The following is a 22,570-nucleotide window of genomic DNA, read 5'->3' as shown; positions in this document are numbered from 1 at the left end:
GGGCCACCGGCCATCTTTCCTCCGAAACCTGGGGAGACTCAGCAGGAAAATCTCGTGACAGCCGCAGTAAATTCAGACTTGCATCTTGTGACAGATGTGTCATAAGCTATTCACGGATCCGCTAAACGCCTCCGGCGGGTCTGATGCGAACGGAGAGACAGTCCCGGTTCACAGCAGCTTCGGTTGTTGCGGACCGGGGCTGTCCCGTTAAGCAGCAGGCATGGAAAAGCCCGGCTCCCGCAGCCAGTACAACCACGGGAAACCGGGCCTCTGCCGGAAAGTGTCAGCTGGCGCGGTCCACCACGGCCAGCGCGAAGTTGGACAGGGAATCCTTGACCACGCCGTCGGGCAGCGGAGCCAGCGCGGCAATCGCCTCGTCGGCCCAGGACCGGGCCACCACCCACGACTCGGCCGTCACGGGGTGCTCGCGCAGCCCGGCCACGGCGGCAGCCAGGGCCTCATCGGAGGACAGGTCCCCGTCAATCAGGGTCAGGAGGTCGACGGCGGACTGGTCGCCATCCGCTGCGGCCCGGCGCAGGAGCAGCACCGGCAGTGTGGGGACACCTTCGCGCAGGTCGGTTCCCGGGGACTTGCCGGACTTGACCTTGACGCCGGTGACATCGATGACGTCATCGGCAAGCTGGAAGGCCACACCCACCTTCTCGCCGTACTCCACCAGCACATCTTCGAATGCCTCGTCGGCGCCGGAGAAGATGGCACCGAACTGCCCGGAGGCGGCCACCAGGGAACCGGTCTTGTCCGCGATCACGGACAGGTAGTGCTCCACCGGGTCCTCGTCCGGACGGGGGCCCACGGTTTCGTGCAGCTGGCCCAGGCACAGCCGCTCGAAGGTGCGCGCCTGGATGCCGAGTGCGCGACCGCCCAGCTCGGACACCAGGATGGAGGCGCGGGCGAAGATCAGGTCACCGGTGAGGACGGCCACCGAGTTGCCCCACACCTCGTGGGCCGTGGGAGCACCGCGGCGGAACGGCGCGGAGTCCATGACGTCGTCGTGGTACAGCGTGGCCAGGTGGGTCAGTTCAACCACGACGGCGGCCTGCACCACGGCGGGCAGCGATGCGTCACCGAGGTGGGCGCACAGCAGGGTCAGCAGCGGCCGGATGCGTTTGCCGCCGGCCTCCACCAGGTGGCGCGACGTCGCGTCAGCCAGGGGGTCCGAGTTGGCGATGGCCTCGCGGAGCTTCTTCTCCACCCGGGCCAGGTTGTTGGTGATGGCAGGGCCGAGTTCGGGGTCCCCCGCAATCGCGGCGAATCCGGCCGGCAGCTGCAGTCCGGTGGCGATGGCGGTGGTGTTGAGACTGGGTTCGGAGTCCGGCAGGCCGTGCCCGGCGTGCGTCCAGCTGTGGTCTGCGGAGTTGGTCACGGGTTAACCCTAACTTTTTGTTGCGGATACCGCTGATTCGTCGCCTGAGAGGCATTGGATGTCGCCGGAACCAGTGATTCGAGGACCCGGATCATCCGGTCCTCGATGCCCTTGGCGGATGGATCGGTCAGGTTGGCCAGCAGCCGCACCACGAACCGCATCAGCACCGGGATAGGCATACCTGTCCGCAGCGCGAGCTTCATGACGGCGGGCTTGCCGATCAGTGTGGCGAACACCCGGCCCAGGGTGAAGTGTGAACCCCACTGGTCCCGTACATAGTCCGCGTACCGCGCGAGGTGCGCGTCGGCGTCGTACGTCCCGCCCGAAGCAGCCGTGCGCGAGGACGCGTCGATGATGAATTCGGCGGCGAACCGGGCGGACTCCATGGCGTAGGAAATGCCCTCGCCGTTGAACGGGGACACCATGCCGCCGGCGTCGCCCAGGAGGAGCAGTCCGGGCGAGTAGTGGGGCGTGCGGTTGAAGCCCATGGGCAGGGCGGCACCGCGGATTTCGCCCACCTGGTTCTCCGGCGTGAATCCCCACTCCGGGGGCATGCCGGCGGTCCATTCGCGCAGCACCTGCTTGTAGTCCAGCTTGCCGAAGTCCTTGGAGGAGTTCAGGATGCCCAGGCCCACGTTGGAGGTGCCGTCACCCACGCCGAAGACCCAGCCGTAACCGGGCAGCAGCTTGCCGTCGCGCCCGGGCAGCTCCAGCCAGCCCTCCATCCAGTCGTCGTCAGTGCGCGGCGACGTGAAGTAGGTGCGGACGGCGACGCCGAGGGGACGGTCGTCGCGCTTGTGCATCCCCAAGGACACGGCAGTGCGCGTGGAGTTCCCATCTGCGGCGAGGACGACGTCGGCACTGAAGTCGCGCGTTTCGCCCGTCTTGCGTCCGGACTCGTCCAGGAGCGCTGCGCGGACGCCGGTGACGCGGCCGGCCTCGCCCCGCAGGGCCTCGGTGACGCTGTGCCGTTCGAGGACCGTGGCCCCGGCGGATTGGGCGTGCCGGGCCAGTTCCTCGTCGAAGCCGAGCCGGGTGCGGATCAGGCCGTACTGCGGGAAGTCGGAGACCTCCGGCCAGGGCAGCTCGATGGTGCGGCCGCCGGCAATCAGGCGCAGGCCTTTGTTGCGCCGCCAGCCGTCGTTTTCGGGGTGCGGCAGTCCGAGCTTCTGGATTTCGCGGACCGCGCGGGGCGTCAGCCCGTCGCCGCAGACCTTCTCCCGCGGGAACGCTGTCTTTTCCAGGACCGTGACCTCAAGGCCGGCCTTGGCGAGGTAGTACGCGGCGGTGGACCCGGCAGGACCGGCACCGACAATCAGGACCTTCACAGGTCAGTGCGCGATGTTGCGCCGCAGCTTGGCCACCGGGCCCTTGTGCGCGGAGATGGCGGCAGCAGCGCCGTCGGGCGAGGAATCGGCAGGCTTGAAGGCGCGGTGGACCGCCACGATGCCGCCGGTGAGGTTGCGGTAGTTGACGTTCTCCCAGCCGGCGTCCTGCAGCCAGGCGGCAAGGTGGTCCTGGTCCGGCCAGGCCCGGATGGATTCGGCGAGGTAGACGTAGGCATCCGGGTTGGAGGCAACCTTGGTGGCGATGGCGGGCAGGGCACGCATCAGGTATTCGGTGTACATGGTCCGCCACAGCGGAACCACCGGCTGGGAGAACTCGGCGATGACCATCCGGCCGCCGGGCTTGGTGACGCGCAGCATCTCCTTCAGTGCCTTCTTGGGCTCATTGACGTTGCGCAGGCCAAAGGAGATGGTGCTGGCGTCAAAGGTGTTGTCCGCGAACGGCAGGTTGGTGGCGTCCCCGGCGACAAAGTTGATGTCCGGGCGGCGGCGCTTGCCCACCTTGAGCATGCCGAGGGAGAAATCGCAGGCAACCACATCTATGCCGGCATCGGCATATGGCTCGCTGGACGTGCCGGTCCCGGCGGCAAGGTCCAGGACCCGCTGGCCCTTGGAGACTTCCATCGCATCGACCACGATCTTCCGCCAGCGGCGGGTCTGCCCCATGGAGAGGACATCGTTGACGACATCGTATTTCGGTGCGACGTCGTCAAACATCGTGGCTACTTCGTCCGGACGCTTATCCAAGGATGCTCGGTTCACCATGCCATTGTCTCAAATGTTCGTGCGGGTCCGGACCAGCGCGGCTTCGCACCCTCTCCCCCGGGCCCGGGCGCGGAAAACTACTGCGAAGTACCGCCAATTACTGTCGGGGGTACTGTTGATCCATCATGACAAGCACGCTCGGCACCGGACTCCTGAAAAGCCTGACAGTCCCCCTGGATGGAAAAGAATTCCCCGGGGGGCTTCCTGCGTTTTTGGTGCGGGACGATGTCCTCTGCTGGACCCGGCGCGAGGCGGGACTGGCCGGTTTCGGCGAGATCGCCCGCTTCACCGCTACCGGCCCGGAACGCTTCCTCGAAGCGGACATCTGGTGGCGCCACCTGGTCCTCGAGGCCAGCGTCACGGACGCCGTCGAACTGCCCGGCACCGGCCCGGTGGCGTTCGGCTCCTTTGCCTTTTCCAAGACCTCCGCCCACGAATCGCGGCTGATCGTTCCCGAGATCGTGGTGGGCGTGCGGGACAACCGCGCATGGCTCACCCAGCTGACGTTCGCCGACGGCCCGCTGACCGAAGCCGGCGCCCTCGCCGCCCTGCAGCGCTGGCTGGGCAGCGATTCGATTGACGGTTCCTTTTCCGCCGGTGCCGCGCCGGAACGCACGACGGCGGCAGCGGACCCGGCCGGGGACGGCACCGAGGCGGGGGGCGCTTCACGGGAGGGCGGCGCCGTCGTCCGTCCGCTTCCCCTGGCCGCCGGGGCGACCCTGCACACGGGCTCGCTGAGCGAGGAAGCCTGGATGGAGGCGGTGGCGGCCGGTGTGGAGGAAATCCGGACCGGCGCGCTGGAGAAGCTGGTGCTGGCACGGGACGTCGTGGCGACGATCCCCTCAGGCGTCCGGGCGTCCCAGGTGCTGCGTGAACTGGCGGCCCGGTACCGGGAATGCTGGACCTACGGCGTGGACGGACTGGTGGGGGCCACCCCGGAAATGCTGATCCAGGTGGAGGGCCGCACCGCCCAGGCGCGCGTGCTGGCCGGAACGCTGGACCGGCGTGACGCCCACGGTGAGGATGGTTTGCCCATGGACTACGCCACCCGGGTACTGGCCGGTTCCGAAAAGCAGCGGCACGAGCATGAGATCGCCATCCAGTCCCTGACCTCACAGCTGGCCCCGTTCTCCGAGGCAATGAACGCCCACGACGAACCCTTCATCCTCGAACTGCCCAACGTGTGGCACCTCGCCTCGGACGTGAAGGCGGAGCTGGCGGAGGTGGAAGGCCACGTCCCCACCTGCCTGGCCCTCATCAACGCCCTGCACCCCACGGCCGCGGTCTGCGGCACCCCCACCCAGGTGGCCGGGGCCCTGATCCGCAAACTGGAACACCTGGACCGCGGACCCTATGCCGGGCCGGTGGGCTGGCTGGACGCGGCCGGGAACGGCGAATGGGGCATCGCCCTGCGCGGCGCCGTCATCGAGTCGCCGGGCACGGTCCGGTTATATGCCGGCTGTGGCATTGTCGACGGATCACAGCCGGAAGCCGAGCTGGCCGAAACGTGGGCCAAGTTCCGCCCCATGCTTGAGTCGCTGGGCATCCGGCATTAAGCCGGCGTCCGGTATCCGAGACACCAACGCTTCGCCTAGGCTTGAAGATGCGGGTATTTTAGTTATCCAATAGTGAAACTAAGTTTCCTGTGATGCACATCTCACAATCGGCGCTACACTATGAACCGATTTAGTACCGCATACCCCTGCAACAAAAGGTAAGAAACATGCAGCTCAAGTCCCTGGCTACGGCCAAAATGACCGCCAAGGCAGCAGCACTCTTTGCCGTCGGCGCCCTCACCCTCACGGCGTGCGGCGGCAGCTCCACCCCCGCCGCATCCGAAGGCGGCGTACAGCTCATCAACGCAGGCAAGTTCACGGTCTGCTCGGACGTCCCCTACGAGCCCTTCGAATTCCAGAAGGACGGCAAGACGGTCGGCTTCGACATCGACATCGCCACCGAGATCGCCAAGGACCTGAACGCGGAACTGAACATCGTGGACAGCTCCTTCGAAGCCATCGAGACCGGCACCGCACTGACCGGCTGCGACGCTTCCATCTCCTCCGTGTCCATCACCGACACCCGCAAGCAGGTCATGGACTTCTCCAACCCCTACATGGATGACGACCTGACCCTCGTGGCCAAGGAAGGCTCCGGCGTCGAGAACATCGACACCGCCAAGGGCAAGAAGGTCGGCGTCCAGCAGGCCACCACCGGTGCCAAGTACGCCCAGGAAAAGGGCATCGAAGCCCAGCAGTTCGAGGACTCCGGCCTCCTGGTCCAGGCCCTCGAGGCCGGCACCATCGACGCCGCCCTGGGCAACCAGTCGGTGCTCGGCTACGCCATCAAGGACAACACCCAGTTCACCCGCGTTGAGGACTACGCCACGGGCGAGAAGCTCGGCATCGCCATCAAGAAGGGCAACACCGCGATGCTGGACAAGGTCAACGGCACGCTCAAGCGCCTGACCGACGACGGCACCCTGGCCAAGTTCCAGACCACCTGGTTCGGCGAAACCGCCAAGTAGCCAGCGCCAGGGACCACCCCGGGTCCCGGTGAACAGAGTTCAGGCAATGAGGCCCCGGTCGGCACGCACGGCAGCCGTCCGGGGCCTCAGCCACGCACAACGAATGTGAGCACCCCAATGGCAATGACCGCACGCCAGCGAGCCAGAGTAAGCCTGTACGTCCAGGCTGCGATCTTTGTGGTGGCCATCGCCGCACTGGTCCTGGCCACTGACTGGAAGACCATGGCCACCAACGTCTTCAACTTCGGCAAGATCGGGCCGATGTTCCCCGACATCTTCCTGGTGGGCCTGAAGAACACCCTGATCTACACCTTCCTCGGCTTCGTGGTGGGCCTCAGCGGCGGCCTGTTGCTGGCCCTGATGAAGCTCTCCAGCTTCCCGCTGTACCGCTGGATCGCCACCGGCTACATCGAGTTCTTCCGCGGCATTCCCGCGCTGCTGGTGTTCATCGCCTTTGGCTACGGCGTGCCGCTGGCCTTCGGCGTCCAGTGGAACGTGACCATCATCGTGATGATCTCGCTGGGCATCGTCGCCTCTGCGTACATCGCCGAAACCCTCCGCGCCGGCCTCCAGGCGGTCCCCAAGGGCCAGCTTGAGGCAGCCCGCTCCCTGGGCATGCCGCAGTGGCGGGCCATGGTCACCATCGTCATTCCGCAGGCCTTCAAGATCGTCCTGCCGCCGCTGACCAACGAGGTCATCCTCCTGACGAAGGACTCGTCGCTGATCTACGTCCTGGGCCTGACCGCGTCCCAGTACGAGCTGACCAAGTTCGGCCGCGACGGCATCTCCAGCCTGGGCGCCGGCCTCACGCCGCTGCTCGTGGCGGGTGCCTTCTACCTGGTGGTCACCATCCCCCTGAGCCTCCTGGCCCGGAAGTTCGAAAGCCGCTCCGCGCGGACCAAGCGATAGGCAGGGAAGCCATGAACGACGTCGTAAACTCCACCGCCGTGCACGCTGCCGGCGTGGACATCACCGACCTGCGCAAGTCCTACGGATCAAATGAGGTCCTCAAAGGCATCAACCTGACCGTGAAGCCGGGCGAGGTGGTCTGCCTGATCGGGCCGTCCGGCTCCGGCAAGTCCACCCTGCTGCGCTGCGTCAACCTCCTGGAGCAGCCCAACCAGGGCAGCATCCACGTGGGCGGCTTTGAAGCCACCGATCCCGATGTGGACATCGACCGGATGCGCCGCAAGGTGGGCATGGTGTTCCAGCAGTTCAACCTGTTCCCGCACCTGAACGCCCTTCGGAACTGCTCCATCGCCCAGACCAAGGTCCTCAAGCGGTCCCAGGCCGAGGCGGACAAGGTCTCCCTGCACAACCTGGAGCGCGTGGGCCTGGGGCACCTGGCCGACCGGTTCCCGGACCAGCTCTCCGGCGGGCAGCAGCAGCGCGTGGCCATCGCCCGCGCCCTGAGCATGAACCCCGAACTGATGCTCTTCGACGAGCCCACCTCCGCGCTGGACCCCGAAACCGTGGGCGATGTCCTCTCCGTCATGCGGAACCTGGCCAAGGAGGGCATGACCATGCTGGTGGTCACCCATGAGATGGGCTTCGCCCGCGAAGTGGCGGACCGCGTGGTGTTCATGGACGGCGGCGTGGTGGTGGAGGAAGGCGTGGCCGAGCAGGTCATCGGTTCCCCCGCCCAGCCGCGCACCAAGGAGTTCCTCCGCCGCGTCCTGGACCCGACCCACATCGAGATCGAGGAGTAGGCCCGGCCTTTCTCCCGGTTCCTCCACGAAATCCCCGGCGCCCGTTCCTTCCCGGCGCCGGGGATTTTCTGTCTGCGCTCCCTCCCTGCCCCCGGGTCCGCCCGCGGAACGGCCGACGCCGGCGCCTCCTTTGCAGGGACCTTTACTTCCGCCGGTGCCCCGGCCCAGAATGGGTCCCATCACAGCCCTGGCTCAGCAGCGTGCTGCCCGTCCCCGCCGCCGCATCCGCCGGGTGGCCAGTACAGGAGCGCAGACATGAACGGCCCGTCCCCATCGTCTCCCCACCCCGCGGAGGTTTCCGCCCGCGCCGCCCGTTTGGCCTCGGTCCCCTCGTTCCAGCGGGTCGATTCCTTCATCCGGCGGTATCTCAACCGCGGAGAAGACCAGGCTGCCGCCTGCGACTTCACGTTCGGCAACCCGCACCAGATGCCGCCGGACCGGTACGTGGCCACGCTGCAGGCTGCCCTGGTGCCCCGGAACGACCAATGGTTCGCCTACCAGACCAACGGCGGCCAGGCCCGGGAGGCGGCGGCACTCGCCCTCCGCGGGCTGCTGGATGTGCCGTTCGAGGCTGGGGACATCTACCTGACCACCGGAGGGTTCGCCGCGATCGCCCTGGCCCTGAAGACAGTGGCGGATCCCGGAGACGAGGTGATCTACAGCCTGCCGCCGTGGTTCCTGTACGAGCCGCTGATCCTCGAGGCAGGGCTGGTGCCCGTCAAGGTGAAGGCGGACATGGACACCTTTGACCTGGACCTGGACGCAGTCGGGAGGGCTATCACGGACCGGACCCGCTGCGTGATCGTCAATTCGCCCAACAACCCCACGGGACGGATCTATCCGGAGGACCTGCTGCACCGGCTGGCCGGGCTGCTGGAGGCGGCGTCCGCCAGGATCGGGCGGCGGATCTACCTGATCTCGGACGAGGCCTACAACAGGATCGTATTCGACGGTCAACGGTTCCACAGCCCCGTGGAGTTCTACCCCTACACCCTGCTGGCCTACTCCTATGGAAAGACCCACCTCTCCCCCGGCCAGCGGGTGGGCTACCTGGCTCTGCCGCCCGGCATGCCGAACCGGGACGGAATGGCCCCGGCCATCTCGGGGCTGCAGGTGGCCATGGGCTGGATCTACCCGAACGCGCTCCTCCAGCACGCACTGCCGGACCTGGAACAGTTCTCCATCGACGTCAAGCAACTGGAACGCCGCCGGGACCGCCTGGTGGAAGCGCTCGGCGCCATGGGCTATGGGATGAGGCCGCCGGAAGGCACGTTCTACCTGTTTGTCAGCACCCCCGGGCCCGACGACGATGCCTTCACCGAGTCCCTTGCCCGCCGCAACGTGTTCGTGTTCCCGGGAACCCTGTTTGAGACGCCGGGCTTCTTCCGGATCTCCCTGACCGCCAACGAGGACATGATCGAGCGCAGCCTGCCGGCTTTCGAGGCGGCCATCAAGGAAAGCAGGAGCCAGCCATGACCCCACGCACCTACCCGGCCGGCGTCCCCTGCTGGGTGGATACCACCCAGCCCGACGTCGATGCCGCCGTGACCTTCTACTCCGGCCTCTTCGGCTGGACCTTCGAGGACGTCATGCCTCCCGGCGCACCCGGCAGGTACCTGATCGCGAAACTCGACGGGCAGGACGCCGCCGGGCTGGGCGGCGGTGCAGAGCTGGGTAGCGGCGCCGAGGCGGCGTGGAACACGTACATCGCGGTGGACGACGCCGACGCGGCCGTGAGCAAACTCGTCACCGCCGGTGCCACGCTCGTTGCGGGGCCGGAGGATGCCGGCGAAGGCGGCCGGGACGCGGCGCTGGCGGATCCGCAGGGCGCAGGGTTCCACGTCTGGCAGGCCAGGCGCCGGCCCGGAGCACAGGCCGTCAACGTACCGGGGGCCTGGAACTTCAGCGACCTACACACCCCGGATCCGGGCACCGCCGTCGGCTTCTACCGCGACGCGTTCGGCTGGGAAATCGATGACCTCGGCTTTGGCCTGATGGTGCGCCGGCCCGGGTACGGCGACCACCTCGCAGCCACCGTGGACCCGGACATCCGGAACCGGCAGGCTGAGATCTCAGCTCCTCCGGGGTTCGAGGACGCCGTTGCCTGGGTGGCACCCACCGGCCCGGGCAAGCCGGCGCGCTGGCACGTCACGTTCACCGTCGTGGACCGGGACCGCACGGCAGCCGATGCCGCCGGGCTCGGGGCGGAGGTTCTGCGCACCGACGACACCGAGTGGACCAGGGAGGCGCTGATCCGGGATCCCCAGGGAGCGGTGTTCTCCATCAGCCAGTTCACGCCTCCGTCCGGCTGACCCGCCGGATCCGCGCCTACTGCCCCCGGAGCACCGCTGTCACGGCCGACGCCACCGCGTCCTTGATCCGGGTGTGGAGTTGCCGCAGCGAGCTGCGGTCGGTGCGGACCTCCACGATGCTGCGCCCCTGGACCGGCTGGCCGAGCGCTTCGGCGAGTCCCGCCGTCGTGGTCACCAGGGAATGTCCGACGCCGTACGCCGCGGTCAGTGCCGCGATGTCCACCGAGTGCGGGGTGGCGAAGAGGCGTTCCACGGCGTCTCCGTAGCGCCCGCCTTCACGCACGGCTCCGTGTTCGAGCAGGTCGAAGATCGCGCCGCCGGAATCGTTGAGGACCACGATGCGCAGGTCCGGCACTTCTTCGCCGGTGCCGAGGAGGAGGCCGCCGGCGTCGTGGAGGAAGGTGACGTCCCCCAGCAGGACGGTGGTTTCCTGGTGGCCGCCGAGGGCCAGCCCGGTGGCGGTGGAGATGGTCCCGTCAATCCCGGCCAGGCCCCGGTTGGCGTAGACGGTGGCTGCGGGGTCCGGCGCGGGAAGGGCGGCGAGATCGGCGTCACGGATTCCGTTGGAGGAGCCCAGGAGCAGCTGGCCGCGGGAATGCTGCCACACCTTGGAGGCCACCGACGGCCCGGTGGCGGCAGGCACGGCGGACACCACCTGGTCAACGGCGTGCTGCGCGGCCGAGCCTGCCAGGAGCCAGGTGTCCAGCCACCCCGATGAGCCGCGGCCGGCGAATTCCGCCAGGTCGGACAGTTCCGCCAGCGGGAGTTCGGTGCGCCGGCCGGGCACGTACCAGGCCACGGGTACCGGCTGGTACAGCGCTGACTGGACGTCGGATCGGGCCAGCAGGGCTGCCACCGGCCGGGACAGCGTCGGCCGGCCGAACAGCACCACGCGTTCGATCGGCTGGTCCGCGGTGGGCCCAAAGTGCTCCAGCAGGAGCCGGTAGGCGCCCACGGCGTTGGGTCCGAACCGGGAGTTCGATGAAGGCTCTGCCAGCAGCGGCAGGTTGTGGGCGCGCGCGAACGCCTCGGCGACCGGACCGGCGTCGTGTCCGGCGAGCACCACGGTGCGGCGCTCCGGCAGTTCCTCCGGCGCGGGCGGCAGGTTCATGACCAGCGGCTCGGAGCCGATCCGGAAGCGCTGCCGGCCTGCTGCCGCGGGGAGCCCTTCCCCCTCGGCGGGCACCAGGGGGTCGCGGAAGGCCAGGTTCAGCTGGACCGGGCCCGGCGGAATGGTCTCGAACGCACCGGTGGCCGCGGACAAGGCCGTGCTGACGGCACGTTCCGGGTTGCTGCCCGCCGCGACGTCGGCGGCGAACCGGACGTGTTCACCGAACAGGTCCGGCTGGATGGTGGTCTGGTTGGCGCCCGTGCCCCGGAGTTCGTCCGGCCGGTCCGCGGACAGGACCACCAACGGGACGGCGGCGTGGTTGGCCTCCATCACCGCCGGCATCAGGTTCCCGACGGCGGTACCGGACGTGGTGAGCACGGCCGCTGGCGATCCGGTGGCCAGGCCCAGGCCCAGCGCGGTGAAGCCGGCGGCCCGCTCATCGATCCGGACCAGCAGCTCCACCTTCCCTGCCGCCGCTGCCTCGGCCAGTGCGTAGGCCATGGGCGCAGACCGCGATCCGGGGCAGACCACTACATGCTGCACCCCGCCGTCGAGCAAGGCAGCAACGGCGATCCGTGCCGCCGCGATGGCTGTGAGGCTGGCCCCGGCGTCGTCAGTGGAGGCGGAGGCGGCGGACGTGGGGGCACCGTGGGCCTGGGACGTGGAAGCGTGCCGGGCCCCGGAAGTGGCGGCGTCGTGGGCGGGATCGTTCAGCGAAGTCACCCACCCAGTCTGCCACCCCCAACGCCCCGCCCTCCCACGATGCGCCGTCACTTTGAGTCCCTAAAACCCGGTTTTAGGGACCCAAAGTGATAGGGCAACGGGAATTAGCCGCGGAACACCTGGATGACCGCGGGACGGGGTGCGCGCACCTGGCCGGCTGCCGGCGTCGAACCTGCGGCGACGTAGTCCGGGAAGTAGGACCGCGGAGCTTCGAAGGTTCCGTCTTCGCCCGGGTGCTGCACGGCGACGAACACCGAGCGCTCCTCGTCGTGGACGATCGGACCGCAGGTTTCGGCGTCACGCGGAACGGCCAGGAACTGCTCCACCTTGCCGCGCTCGGCACCTTCCAACGTCACCTTGAACAGGCCGTCGGCGCGGCCGATGCCGGAGGGGGCGCCGTCGGTGGAGATCCACAGGTTGCCCACGGAGTCGAACGCGAGGTTGTCCGGGCAGGAAATGGGCGAGACCTTGTCCACCGGGAAGCCGGAGAAGTAGGTGACGTCGCCCTGCGCCGGGTCGCCGCAGACCATGAGCAGGTTCCACGTGAAGGTGGTGGAAGTCTGGTCGCCGGTTTCGGTGATTTCCACGATGTGCCCGTCGCGGTTCTGGTTGCGCGGGTTGACCTCCGTGGCGGCTTCGTTCGCACCGGTGCCGCGGTTGGAGTTGTTGGTGCAGGCCACGTAGACCTTGCCGGTGTGCAGGCTCGGCTGGACGTCCTCGCAGCGGTCCATCTTGGTGGGGCCCACCTTGTCCGCAGCGAGGCGGGTGTAGACCAGGACCTGTTCCACGGACATGCCGGGCACCGCGGACTTGCCGTCCACCACCAGCGGCAGCCATTCGCCGATGCCGTCAAAGGCTCCGTCGGACGGGACGGCGCCGGTGCCGGTGATCTCCGCGGCCGGCGAGTTGCCGGTGAACTTGGCGACGTAGAGGTTGCCGGCGGACAGCAGGGTCATGTTGTGCTTGCGGTCCCCCTCGCGGTACTTGTCGCGGGAGACGAACTTGTAGAGGTAATCGAACCGCTCATCGTCACCGGAGTAGGCGACGGCGTGCCCGGACCGGGCGATGATCACGTTGGCGCCCTCGTGCTTGAAGCGCCCCAGCGAGGAGTGCTTCTTCGGGGTGGAGGTGGGGTCGAACGGGTCCACCTCCACGATCCAACCGAACCGGTTGGTCTCGTTTTCGTAGCCCGCGTTGCGGGTGTCCCAGCGGGGATCATCGAGCTCCCACTGGCGGGCAGTGGCCTTGGAGGTCAGCCCGTAGCGCTTGTCTTCCGCCGAGGTGCCCGGTGCAACGAAGTAGCCGTTGAAGTTCTCCTCGCCGGAAAGGATGGTGCCCCACGGTGTGGTGCCGCCGGCGCAGTTGCCCAGGGTTCCCCTGATGGCACGGCCGCTGGGGTCTGCGACGGTCTTGACCAGCGCGGAACCTGCCACCGGGCCGGTGAGTTCGTACACGGTGCTGTTCAGGAAGCGCCGGTTCAGGTCTGCGCCCTTGACGTAGGACCACGGCTTGTTCTTGTTCTTGCGCTCGAGTTCCACCACGGAGAGGCCGTGGGCTGCCGCGCCCACGGCGCGCACCTGGTCCGCCGGCATCGTGGCCGGGAACATGATGTTCTCGTTGGTGTACTCGTGGTTGGAGAAGAGGACGGCGCGGCGGCCCTTGCTGTCCGGGATCTCCAGGATGTCGGTGTAGTCGTTGTTGTAGCCGAACTGCTTTTCCTGCGCGGCCGCCGACTGGTTGTTGAGGTCGAAATCGGGTGCGTCGTTGAAGATGGGGTCACCCCAGCGGATTACGGGCTGCCAGGTGTAGCCGGCCGGGACGGTGACGGCGTCGACGGCGGCGTCCACCGACGGGATGGCGGTGAACTGGAGCTTGGACTTGCCGAAGCCCTCCTTGGCAGCCTTGGAAAGACCGGCGGCGTTGGCCGTTTCCGGCGACGTGGCGGCGCTGCCCAGCACGACGGCGAGCGCACCGGCGGCGCCGAAGCCCAGGGCCGCGCGGCGGGACATGGTGGCTGACGCGATGTCGCGGAAGTAGCTGTTGGAGCTGGTGTTGCAGACATCGCCGGCGCAGGCGTTGTCGCATTTGAGTGCGCAGGTCACGGCGCTGCGCTTGCCCTTGGTATGGCCGAGCATGGGCAGCAACGTGAATTTGCGGGTGGGCGTTTCAGACATGAGGGTGCCTTCCAAATGTTCCTCTGGGGTCGGTGACACACTGTCAGCCGCTTCCTACGCGCAGCCGTCATGCAGGTGAAGCGCAGGTTAACCGCCCGTGACCTGCAGGAACGCTGGTTGTTGCACACGCCTCGCCCCGCGAGCCGCCACCAGTGAGCGCGCGTCTACCGGGTGAGGTGCGCGTGGACGCGGCGCAGGCGTTCCAGCCACCAGTCCCGGCGTTCGGGGGCGGCCTTGTACTGCTCCAGCAGCCCGGGATCGGCGGCGGCATCGCGGAGGGTGATGGCGCCGTCGTCGGCCGTCAGCGGATCACGGGTGATGTCCGAGGCGAACAGGGACACCGTGCCCAGGCCGCAGGCGTACGGCAGGTCCGGCAGCGACGCTGCCAGGGCAAGTCCTGCCCGGATGCCCACGGACGTGTCCAGGGCGGAACTGACGACGGCGGGCAATCCGGCCTGCGCCACGATGTCCAGGGCGCGCCGGACTCCCCCGAGCGGCGCCACCTTGACCACGATCAGGTCCGCCGCCCCGGCCCGCGCCACCTTCAGGGGATCGTCCTCCTTGCGGACGCTTTCATCGGCGGCCACCGGCACGGGCGTCCCCGCGTCACGGAGCCGGGCACGGACTTCGGCCAGGCCTTCGATGGTGGGCACGGGCTGTTCGGCGTATTCCAGGCCGACGTCGGACAGCCGGGTGAGTGCCGTGACGGCGGCGGGCACGTCCCAGCCGCCGTTTGCGTCCACCCTGAGCGCCGCCTCTGGCAGGGCGGAGCGCACCGCGGCGACCCTGGCGGCGTCGTCGTCGAGGGTTTGGCCCCGCTCCGCCACCTTGATCTTCACGGCGTCCACCCGGCCGAACCGTGCCAGGACCTCCGGCACCTGGGCTGCGGGGACAGCCGGGACCGTGGCGTTGACGGGGATCCGGCTGCGCAGCGGCTCGGGGAACCCCTGCCAGCCGGCCTCGACCGCGGCGGCGAGCCAGCGGGAGGCCTCGGCGTCGCCGTATTCGGGAAACGGGCAGAATTCACCCCAGCCTGCCGGGCCCTGGAGCAGCAGGGACTCGCGCTCCATGATGCCGCGGAACTTCACGCGCATGGGCAGGCTGACCACGTGGGCGCCTGCCAGCAGCTCGTCCAGTGCGGGGATCTGTGCTTCACGGGCAGGCATGGCTTCACTGTACCGGCGCCGCGGGACCGCCCCGGGCTTCATCTCTGCGGACACCCTAGATCCACTTGTTGTGCTTGAAGGTGACGTAGAGGGCCAGGCCCATGGCAAGCATGAGGCCAATGGCGTACGGATAGCCGTACGCCCAGGTCAGTTCCGGCATGGCGGTGAAGTTCATGCCGTAGATGGATGCCACCAGGGTGGGGGCAAAGAGGATCGCCGCCCACGAGGAGATGCGCTTGACCTGCTCGTTCTGTTCCAGGCTGGACTCCGTCATGCGCTGCATCTCGTTGTTTTGCCGCTGCGCCACCAGGGCGGCGTTGACCGCGAGGGCGTTCTGCAGCAGGGCCCGGAAGGCGGCCACCCGTTCGTTGAGCCGCAGGACGTGGTCCAGCACATCCCGCAGGTGGTCCTGGAGTTCGGTGCCCGCGGGACGCTCCGGGGTGCCGGCCATCAGGGCCTGCAGGATGCCGGCCAGCGGGCTGGTGGCGCGCTGGAACGTGATGACCTGCCGGGAGAGCTCATAGATGCGGCGGGACACGTCGGGGTCGGCGCCGAAGAGGTCGTCCTCGATCTCATCGATGTCGTTTTCCAGGCCCGCGGCCACGGGTTCGTACTCATCCACCACCTGGTCGAGGATGCCGTAGAGCACTGCTTCCGGGCCGAGGGCCAGGAACTCGGGCATCGCCTCCATCCGGCGGCGGACCTTGGCCAGGTCCGGGGACTCGGCGTGCCGGACGGTGACCACATATTCGTCGCCGGCAAAGACGTGGATCTCGCCGAAATCCACCTTCTCCACGTCGTCGCGGTACCGGGCCGGGCGGAGCACCAGGAACAGGCATTCACCGTAGTGTTCCAGCTTGGCCCGCTGGTGGCCGGCGAGGGCGTCCTCGACAGCGAGCGGGTTGAGGTCGAATTCCTCGCCTACGGACTGGAGTTCTTCGGCGTCGGGACGGTACAGGCCGATCCAGGCCATCCCCTCGCGCTGCCGCAGCACGAAGTAGGTCTCGTCCAGGCTGTCCGGGTCCTCGGTCCGCAGCCCGTTCACGTACACGGCGTTGTCAATGATCGTCACGGCTCCTCCTCCTTTTCGGAGTTCCGCGGGGCCGTCCGTGGACTGTCCCTGCCACGAAGGGTAGACCTTACCTCCGTGCGTGCCAACAGGCCCGCCCCTGCGTCCTGCCAGTACATTTGAACCGTGCCTCCCGCTGCCCTGGCCACCCGTGCCGCCACCGCCCCGCTCTACGCGGCAGGTTTTGTCACCGCCTTCGGCGCCCACAGCATCGCCGCCGGCCTGGGTGCCCAAAGCGGCAACATCGGGCTGACGCTGCTGAACCTGGGCATCCTGCTGGCCCTGTACGACGTCGCCGAAGTTTTCCTTAAACCGGTCTTCGGTGCCCTCAGCGACAGGGTGGGCCCCAAGCCCGTCATCGTCGGCGGCCTCCTGGCCTTCGCTGCGCTGTCACTGATCGGGCTCTGGGCTGCGGACCCGTTCATGCTCGCCCTGGCCCGGCTGGGACAGGGCGCTGCCGCCTCGGCCTTCTCGCCGGCGTCGTCCGCCATGGTGGCGCGGCTGGCCGCGGGCGGGAAGGCGGGCGCCTACTTTGGCCGCTACGGCTCATGGAAGAGCCTGGGCTACATCATCGGCCCCCTGCTGGGTGCCGGGCTGATCCTTGCCGGCGGCTTTGCCCTGCTCTTCGGCGTCCTGGCGGCGCTGGCCGCGGCCACGGCCGTCTGGGTTCTCGCCGCCGTGCCGCACCTGGAGCCGCTGCCCCGGCCGCGGTACACGGTGATGGACCTGGTGCGGCAGGTGGGCGAGCGGAGGTTCCTGGTTCCCACGCTGGTGCTGGCCGCCTCCACCGGTGCCCTGGGCGCGGCCATTGGGTTCCTCCCGGCGCTCGCCACCCGGCACGGCCTCGACGCGTTCGACGGCACCGCGGCGGTCAGCGTCCTGGCGCTGGGCTCGGTGCTCACCCAGCCGTGGATGGGCCGGCTCCGGGACCAGGGCCGGGTCACGGACAACAAAGGCACGACGGCGGGACTGCTGTTGATTGCCGCCGGCATCGCCCTGCTCGCGGCTGCTCCCGCCGCGGTCACCATTTTCGTGGCCGCCGCGGCCATCGGCACCGGTATCGGCGCCGCGACCCCGTTGGGGTTCGCGCACCTGGCTGACAGCACCCCGCCCGAGCGGATGGGCCGGACCATGGGATCGGCCGAACTGGGACGGGAGCTCGGCGACGCCGGCGGCCCGCTGCTGGTGGGCGGCGTGGCCACGCTGACTGCGCTGCCGTGGGGCCTCGGAGCCCTGGCCGTGGTGGTGGCTGCGGCCAGCATCCCGCGGCTTCCTGGCCCCGCCAAGTAGCCTCCCAGCTTTTTGTGTCACCCTTAACGGCGATGACTTCCTCACGGCAAACGCAGCTCAGGACGCCTGCCCGGCCCGCACCGGGCTCGGGTTTCCTCTTCACGCTTGCCACGCTGGCCTGCATCGCCGGCCTGGTCGCGACGTACCACTACTTCGTACAAACCACCACGGGCCAGTTCATTGACGAGTCCGCGCTGGTGGAAGCCGTGGACATCCACGGTCCTGCCGGCAAGGCGAGCACGCGGTTCCTGGACCTGCTGCCCACCATCTCCCTGGTGATGGCCGCCGTCGTGGTCCTGTTTGTCACGGTGATCCGGAAGCACTGGGCCGAGGCCGGCATCGCGGTGTCGGCCTGCATAGCCGCCAACATCGCCACCCAGGTGCTCAAGGACCTGTTGCCGGCCCGACCGGACAAGGGCGTGGTGACGCTGGAACTGAATTCCCTGCCGTCCGGCCACACCACGCTGGCGGCCTCGGCGGCGGCGGCGGTGTTCCTGATGGCCTCGCCGCGGTGGCGGCCCATGGCCGGGTTCGTGGGCGGCACGTTCGCGATTGCCTCCGGCGTCTCCACGCTGATCAACCAGTGGCACCGCCCCGCGGACGTGGTGGCGGCCTTCCTGCTGGTGGGCGCGTTCATGATCCCGGCCGGGTGGCTGATCCTGCGCCGCGGAACGTGGATCGCGTGGGAGGGCTTCAACCGGCATATCGGGTCGGCCAGGGTGTGGCTGGTCCTGCCGGTGCTGATCGGGCTGGTTTCCGCCGCGGTGGCGGTGTATTCGCTGATCCGGATCGCGCCCAGCCCGTGGCAGGAAACCAGCACCACCAACTACTTCTGGGCGGGCATCTCGCTGATCGTGATCGCGGGCTACCTGGCGACGGTGGCCACCACGTCCCTGTTCGCGTACGCCGCACGCCGCCGGGACTGACCGCACTCCCCGCCGTGCGGGCGCCGTCGGGTCCCCGGCGCTAACGCACGCCCGGAGGAGGACCCGGCGTCCCGCCGTCGGGCGCGTCATCGAGTGCCGCCGCGAGCTCAATGTCATCAAGGCAGCGGGCCGCGGGCCTGCCGGTCAGGAAGGCCAGCTCTTCGAGGCTGGCGAGGTGCTGGCGTGCGAGTTCGATGGCGACCTGTTAGACGATTCCTGCGCCGTTCCGCCGGGCGAGGCCTTCAAGGAACACGTGCAGCCTCTCCCCGGGCCGCCCACCGGTTTCAAGGTTTTCGGCCGCAAGCCTGGTCAAGGCGGCCGCAGCGCGGGCGGGCTTGTCGCTGAAGAGTTCCACCGCCACCCCTTTCCCGGTTCCCGGGGCCGCCAACCGGCCGCAGGTGCTCCGACGGTAGCGCGGATCAGGGCCGCCCGGAAGTGACTTCCTGCCCTGGGTGGGACACCTGTGCACAGCCCCGCACCGGTGCCGCAATCGTGACGCAACGTTGAGTGTTTCTTGCGGCAGATCCGGCGGAATGTTGATCCTGCTGCCGGATAGTAGCTGTTACCGGGTTGCTGGGACCCGGCCCCTGCGGCTCCTGACGGAGACGCCCCCAAAGCTCCTGGCGGCGTCTTGAAGTGGGCGCCGCCAGGAACCCCACCGGCAGCCATGAGAACCGCGCCCCACCGGGACGCGGTTCTTTTGTGTGCCCCGGCACGGCTGCCGCGCGGGACCCCAAAACGCCGCAAGCCCGGCAGAAGCCGGCGCCGCCAGTGGGGGGAACTGGCGGCACCCGCTTCCGCCGGGCTGGCGGGGTCGGGGTGGAATCAGAGCGTCGCGGACACGCAGGTGACCTTGTTGCTGTTGTTGCCCTGTTCGATCTGCAGCACCGCCGTGGCAGTGCTCTGGGTCTGGTCCGCGTAGGTGGCCGTCACACGGATGGTCAGCTGCGCCGTGTTCCGGTTGGCAGCGATGACGGGGGTATTGAAGTTGAGCACCACCGTGCTGGTGGTCCCCAGGGTGACCGAGTCCGAATAGGACGGCCCGTAGCTTCCGTTGGACTGCAGCGCCGCATACACCAGCGAGGCGGGCTTGGCGGTCGCGGCAGCGGACAGGGTGGCGTTGGTCCGGTTGCTGTCGTTGGAGCATGTGAAGCCGGTGAAGGCCTGCGCCGGCCAGGTGACCGTAATGGCCACGGTGGCGCTCTGCTGCCACAGCGCGGATGCCGCCGCTCCCCCAAAGCCGAGCATGAGGGTCAGCACAAACGCGCCGACCGCCAGCGCGGCCCCCGGCAGGTTCCGGAACTTCCGCATGTCAGACAACCGCCCGGAACCGTGCACTGCTGGGCCGCCGGACGGACCTGTACACCGTGATCGCTCCGTAGCCGATCAGCAGTACAGCCGCCACGATGGTCCAGGTGCCGCGGTCCGAGTTGCCCAGCGCGTTGGCCAGGAATCCCACGTACGGTACGGCGTAGAACAGCTTGCCCTTGACCTGGATGGCGCGGACGGGCTCGGGATCGTTGGCGCCGTTGTTGTCGCCCTTGGTGATCAGGGTCTTCTCGCCCTGCTGCGTCGCTCCGAAACCGATGATGCGGTGCGTTTCCACCTCAGGCCGGCCGGAGTACATCTGGAAGGTGATCACGTCGCCTGCCTTCAGCTCATCGAACGCGGCCGGCTTCATCACCATGAACGTCCCCGGCGGGAATTTCTGCTCCATCGACTGGGTGAGGATGGTGTAGGTGTGCGAGCCGGTGGCCACCGGGATCACGATGAGCACCACGGCGGCGAACAGGGCCACCAGCATCGCGGACATGCTCGCGATGCGTCCGACGGCGGCCCACGCCCCCGTGCCTTTGCGGCGGCTTACGGCGGCGGACGACGGCGACGCCTGGGCCGGGCGGGACGTCTTGCGTGCAGCGCGGGGAGGCAGGGCCCGGCCGGCGGTCAGGTCAGCAGCCACCGGACACCCCGCATTGACGGGCGGTGAGCGGAAGGGTGATGTTCACTGCTTGTCCTTTCACGGAGGTGGGGGCGCCCGGGTTCAGGCTGACCTGGAAACAAAAGATGGCCGATGCCGTCTTTGCCACGGGGAGCGAGGCCAGCCCTGTCCCGATGCCCAGGTACCCGGTGGCGTTGCCGCACTCGGCGGTGGTGGCGGCCAGTTTCCCGCTGACGCTGATGTAGCCGGCCAGGGTTCCGCCGTTGACGTTCGCGACAGCCGGCGTGCCGGCCGTGATGACGGTGTTGAACTGGCCGCCGGCGTTGGTGTCGTTGGTGACCACCAGGGCCCCGTGGACGGGAGTGCCCGGGCCCAGCGTCCCGTTGGGCGACAATGCCACTGTGGCAGCGGTCCCGTTGGACAGAGTCATGGTGGTGGCCTGGCCGGTGCCCGGGGTGAGCACCATGTCGAACGACGCGGCGCTGACCGTACCGGGGGTTGCCACTGCCGTCGCGTTCCAGAGGGCGTAGGTGCCCTGAACGGTGAAGAGGCCCAGGAGCACTGCAGCGGCGATCAGTGCCGCCGCCTGCAGTGAGCGCTTGATGCGCATTATGTCTCCTCCTGGTCAGTGTCCTCATCCTGGGTGGCCGGGCAGCCAATGGACCGCCCGGCCACGTTTCATCAGGAGAGACCGGGCTGGGTCACCTGGGTCAGCTGGAAGGCCACGTTGTTGAAGTTGTAGCTGGCAGTGGTGTCTGCGCGGCCGGTGGTGCTGGACAGGAATTCGAAGGTGATCGTCGCCGTCACGGTCTGGGCCGAAACCGTGGGCTTGAGCGGGTTGGCCACCGGGGCGGAGCCGACAGTGAGCGCCGGGGCGGAAACGGAAACGTTGGCGGAGGTGAAGCCGTTGGTTGCCGTGATGCCGGTGGTGCTGACGTCGGCCGCCATCTTGTTGCCGACGAGGGTGACGGTCAGGTCCTGGGTGAAGGTGAGCTTGTCGCCCGGAACCACCTTGTAGTTGTTGATGTCAGGGATGACGGTGCCTGCGCGGTCCTTCCAGACGCCGGCTGCGGTCTTTGCAACGTTCAGGTCGCCGGCGACGATGGTGCCGGGAGCGGTGGTGGCCTCTGCGTTCCAGTTGGCCAGGGTTCCGCCGCCGCCCAGCAACAGTGCTGCGCCAACGGCGATGGCTGCGGTTCCCTTGATCAGAGTGCTGTTCTTCATGATGTGTCCCCTCAGACTTTGCTTACTTTGGTGGAAGTGGTCCTGCTGGGGACAACAATGCACAGCCAAACTCAGGAACATAGCCCGAAAACGGGCAAAGAATGCTCAAGGTATTTGAAAGTTAAACCACGCCCTGAACAGCGGCGATGCCGCGAGGAACCAAGCGGGGGCTCACAGCTCGGGCAAAGCCAGCTGTTCGGTGATGATCCGCGCGGTTTCCGGGTCGCCCAGGATCCGGAAGTGTCCCGCCGTCGGCAGTTCGATGTTGGTGGCCCCGGGCAGGATGCTGCCCTCCGGGATGTGGGGGTCGAAGGGGCCGTAGACGGAGGTTATCCGGCTGTTGATGGTTTCCTCGCGTGCCAGCTCCAGGGTCAGGGCGTTGCGGGGAGAGAAGATGCGGAGGCTGGGCAGCAGCATGTAGCGGGCGTACCGGGAACCGGAGAACGGGGTGCACACGGTGATCATCCTGTTGATCCGGTGCTCCGGGTCCAGCATCAGCATGGCGTACTTGCCGATCAGGCCGCCCTTGCTGTGGGCCACGATGGCGGCGTCGTGCAGCCCCGCCTCCTCAATGTGCTGCGCCACCAGCCGGGCCCCCGCCGGAATCTCCAGCTTGTTGCGCTGCAGCACCGTGACCACGTGTACCGGATGGCCGGCGTCGTGGATCCGGTGGATGAGGGGCAGCATGAACTGCCAGTTCTCATAGACGCCGGGGATGATCACCACCGGGTTCCGGGTGCCTTGGTGGAACGAGCCGGGCTGCACGCGGGAGAGCAGCCCTTCCGCCTGGCAGAGCGCTGCGTAGGCGTAGTCCTGCCCCCACCACAGCGCTTTCTGCAGCAGGCCGATCCGGGCTGGCGTCCCCGTTGCACTCATGTGTCGAGGATAACCGGGGACCGCCGTCTACC

21 protein-coding genes are annotated in these 22,570 nt (G+C 68.2%); 8 read left to right on the top strand and 13 right to left on the bottom strand.

Annotated features, from left to right (window positions below):
• Window positions 1-283 precede the first annotated feature (283 nt).
• Genes AS031_RS01565 through AS031_RS01555 form a run of 3 tightly spaced genes read right to left on the bottom strand, consistent with a single transcriptional unit; the run spans window position 284 to window position 3,492 of the window.
• Window positions 284-1,384 (bottom strand): polyprenyl synthetase family protein, encoded by a 1,101-nt coding sequence (locus AS031_RS01565; protein WP_058266386.1) that lies wholly within the window; start codon window positions 1,382-1,384, stop codon window positions 284-286.
• Window positions 1,381-2,712 (bottom strand): geranylgeranyl reductase family protein, encoded by a 1,332-nt coding sequence (locus tag AS031_RS01560; protein WP_058266385.1) that lies wholly within the window; start codon window positions 2,710-2,712, stop codon window positions 1,381-1,383. The genes AS031_RS01565 and AS031_RS01560 overlap by 4 nt, the downstream gene beginning before the upstream one ends.
• Window positions 2,713-2,715: 3 nt before the next feature.
• Window positions 2,716-3,492 (bottom strand): demethylmenaquinone methyltransferase, encoded by a 777-nt coding sequence (locus AS031_RS01555; protein WP_228379541.1) that lies wholly within the window; start codon window positions 3,490-3,492, stop codon window positions 2,716-2,718.
• A 128-nt stretch (window positions 3,493-3,620) separates the two neighbouring features.
• On the opposite strand from AS031_RS01555, the gene AS031_RS01550 reads away from it, so the two are divergent.
• From AS031_RS01550 to AS031_RS01525, 6 genes are all read left to right on the top strand, one after another.
• Window positions 3,621-5,051: an isochorismate synthase gene (locus tag AS031_RS01550; protein ID WP_058266383.1), complete on the top strand. Its 1,431-nt coding sequence runs from the start codon at window positions 3,621-3,623 to the stop codon at window positions 5,049-5,051.
• A 167-nt stretch (window positions 5,052-5,218) separates the two neighbouring features.
• On the top strand, window positions 5,219-6,019 hold the full coding sequence (locus AS031_RS01545; RefSeq protein ID WP_058266382.1) for an ABC transporter substrate-binding protein: 801 nt from the start codon (window positions 5,219-5,221) through the stop codon (window positions 6,017-6,019).
• A 117-nt stretch (window positions 6,020-6,136) separates the two neighbouring features.
• Window positions 6,137-6,928, top strand: coding sequence for an amino acid ABC transporter permease (locus AS031_RS01540; protein ID WP_058266381.1), 792 nt, complete (start codon window positions 6,137-6,139; stop codon window positions 6,926-6,928).
• A gap of 11 nt (window positions 6,929-6,939) precedes the next feature.
• Entirely contained in the window at window positions 6,940-7,728 is a 789-nt protein-coding gene (locus AS031_RS01535; RefSeq protein WP_058266380.1) for an amino acid ABC transporter ATP-binding protein, read from the top strand.
• A gap of 255 nt (window positions 7,729-7,983) precedes the next feature.
• On the top strand, window positions 7,984-9,204 hold the full coding sequence (locus AS031_RS01530; protein ID WP_058266379.1) for an aminotransferase class I/II-fold pyridoxal phosphate-dependent enzyme: 1,221 nt from the start codon (window positions 7,984-7,986) through the stop codon (window positions 9,202-9,204).
• Complete coding sequence (locus AS031_RS01525) at window positions 9,201-10,040, top strand: VOC family protein (RefSeq protein ID WP_058266378.1); 840 nt, start codon at window positions 9,201-9,203, stop codon at window positions 10,038-10,040. Before AS031_RS01530 ends, AS031_RS01525 begins: the two co-directional genes overlap by 4 nt.
• Window positions 10,041-10,056: 16 nt before the next feature.
• Here AS031_RS01525 and menD read toward each other — a convergent pair whose 3' ends face one another.
• The 4 genes from menD to AS031_RS01505 form a co-directional block, all read right to left on the bottom strand.
• Entirely contained in the window at window positions 10,057-11,874 is a 1,818-nt protein-coding gene (gene menD, locus AS031_RS01520) for a 2-succinyl-5-enolpyruvyl-6-hydroxy-3-cyclohexene-1-carboxylic-acid synthase (protein ID WP_082641924.1), read from the bottom strand.
• 104 nt (window positions 11,875-11,978) lie between these two features.
• Window positions 11,979-14,048 carry a PhoX family protein gene (locus AS031_RS01515; RefSeq protein ID WP_058266940.1) on the bottom strand — a complete coding sequence of 690 codons (2,070 nt, stop codon included), beginning with the start codon at window positions 14,046-14,048 and terminating at the stop codon, window positions 11,979-11,981.
• 164 nt (window positions 14,049-14,212) lie between these two features.
• Window positions 14,213-15,214, bottom strand: a complete 1,002-nt coding sequence (locus AS031_RS01510; RefSeq protein ID WP_058266939.1) for an o-succinylbenzoate synthase — start codon at window positions 15,212-15,214, stop codon at window positions 14,213-14,215.
• A gap of 55 nt (window positions 15,215-15,269) precedes the next feature.
• Entirely contained in the window at window positions 15,270-16,286 is a 1,017-nt protein-coding gene (locus tag AS031_RS01505; protein ID WP_058266377.1) for a magnesium and cobalt transport protein CorA, read from the bottom strand.
• A gap of 123 nt (window positions 16,287-16,409) precedes the next feature.
• Between AS031_RS01505 and AS031_RS01500 the strand changes: the two genes are divergently transcribed.
• Both AS031_RS01500 and AS031_RS01495 read left to right on the top strand, forming a co-directional pair.
• The gene (locus AS031_RS01500; protein ID WP_058266376.1) at window positions 16,410-17,573 is read left to right on the top strand and encodes an MFS transporter; all 1,164 of its coding nucleotides are present in this window, start codon (window positions 16,410-16,412) and stop codon (window positions 17,571-17,573) included.
• 32 nt (window positions 17,574-17,605) lie between these two features.
• Entirely contained in the window at window positions 17,606-18,499 is an 894-nt protein-coding gene (locus tag AS031_RS01495) for a phosphatase PAP2 family protein (protein WP_058266375.1), read from the top strand.
• Window positions 18,500-18,704: 205 nt separating this feature from the next.
• On the opposite strand, the gene AS031_RS20095 is transcribed toward AS031_RS01495, so the two are convergent.
• The 6 genes from AS031_RS20095 to AS031_RS01465 form a co-directional block, all read right to left on the bottom strand.
• The gene (locus tag AS031_RS20095) at window positions 18,705-18,854 is read right to left on the bottom strand and encodes a hypothetical protein (RefSeq protein ID WP_228379540.1); all 150 of its coding nucleotides are present in this window, start codon (window positions 18,852-18,854) and stop codon (window positions 18,705-18,707) included.
• A gap of 470 nt (window positions 18,855-19,324) precedes the next feature.
• On the bottom strand, window positions 19,325-19,810 hold the full coding sequence (locus tag AS031_RS01485; RefSeq protein WP_058266374.1) for a hypothetical protein: 486 nt from the start codon (window positions 19,808-19,810) through the stop codon (window positions 19,325-19,327).
• Window position 19,811: 1 nt separating this feature from the next.
• Window positions 19,812-20,459, bottom strand: a complete 648-nt coding sequence (locus AS031_RS01480; protein WP_058266373.1) for a signal peptidase I — start codon at window positions 20,457-20,459, stop codon at window positions 19,812-19,814.
• A complete protein-coding gene (locus AS031_RS01475) occupies window positions 20,449-21,048 on the bottom strand; it encodes a SipW-dependent-type signal peptide-containing protein (RefSeq protein ID WP_058266372.1) in 600 nt (199 codons plus the stop codon). The genes AS031_RS01480 and AS031_RS01475 overlap by 11 nt, the downstream gene beginning before the upstream one ends.
• 71 nt (window positions 21,049-21,119) lie before the next feature.
• A complete protein-coding gene (locus tag AS031_RS01470) occupies window positions 21,120-21,662 on the bottom strand; it encodes an alternate-type signal peptide domain-containing protein (protein ID WP_058266371.1) in 543 nt (180 codons plus the stop codon).
• Window positions 21,663-21,833: 171 nt separating this feature from the next.
• Window positions 21,834-22,538: an esterase/lipase family protein gene (locus tag AS031_RS01465; protein ID WP_058266370.1), complete on the bottom strand. Its 705-nt coding sequence runs from the start codon at window positions 22,536-22,538 to the stop codon at window positions 21,834-21,836.
• Window positions 22,539-22,570: the final 32 nt, after the last annotated feature.

It is taken from the genome of Pseudarthrobacter enclensis (assembly GCF_001457025.1).
GTDB lineage: Bacteria > Actinomycetota > Actinomycetes > Actinomycetales > Micrococcaceae > Arthrobacter > Arthrobacter enclensis.
Note: the sequence above shows the minus strand (reverse complement) of the source record. Positions and strands in the feature narration are given on the sequence as shown.

Bases quoted from the DNA above. Each gene is read 5' to 3' on its own strand.
- AS031_RS01550 (WP_058266383.1), top strand. From the start codon at position 3,621: ATGACAAGCACGCTCGGCACCGGACTCCTGAAAAGCCTGACAGTCCCC.
- AS031_RS01545 (WP_058266382.1), top strand. From the start codon at position 5,219: ATGCAGCTCAAGTCCCTGGCTACGGCCAAAATGACCGCCAAGGCAGCA.
- AS031_RS01540 (WP_058266381.1), top strand. From the start codon at position 6,137: ATGGCAATGACCGCACGCCAGCGAGCCAGAGTAAGCCTGTACGTCCAG.
- AS031_RS01535 (WP_058266380.1), top strand. From the start codon at position 6,940: ATGAACGACGTCGTAAACTCCACCGCCGTGCACGCTGCCGGCGTGGAC.
- AS031_RS01530 (WP_058266379.1), top strand. From the start codon at position 7,984: ATGAACGGCCCGTCCCCATCGTCTCCCCACCCCGCGGAGGTTTCCGCC.
- AS031_RS01525 (WP_058266378.1), top strand. From the start codon at position 9,201: ATGACCCCACGCACCTACCCGGCCGGCGTCCCCTGCTGGGTGGATACC.
- AS031_RS01515 (WP_058266940.1), bottom strand. From the start codon at position 14,048: ATGTCTGAAACGCCCACCCGCAAATTCACGTTGCTGCCCATGCTCGGC.
- AS031_RS01510 (WP_058266939.1), bottom strand. From the start codon at position 15,214: ATGCCTGCCCGTGAAGCACAGATCCCCGCACTGGACGAGCTGCTGGCA.
- AS031_RS01495 (WP_058266375.1), top strand. From the start codon at position 17,606: ATGACTTCCTCACGGCAAACGCAGCTCAGGACGCCTGCCCGGCCCGCA.
- AS031_RS01485 (WP_058266374.1), bottom strand. From the start codon at position 19,810: ATGCGGAAGTTCCGGAACCTGCCGGGGGCCGCGCTGGCGGTCGGCGCG.
- AS031_RS01475 (WP_058266372.1), bottom strand. From the start codon at position 21,048: ATGCGCATCAAGCGCTCACTGCAGGCGGCGGCACTGATCGCCGCTGCA.
- AS031_RS01470 (WP_058266371.1), bottom strand. From the start codon at position 21,662: ATGAAGAACAGCACTCTGATCAAGGGAACCGCAGCCATCGCCGTTGGC.
- AS031_RS01465 (WP_058266370.1), bottom strand. From the start codon at position 22,538: ATGAGTGCAACGGGGACGCCAGCCCGGATCGGCCTGCTGCAGAAAGCG.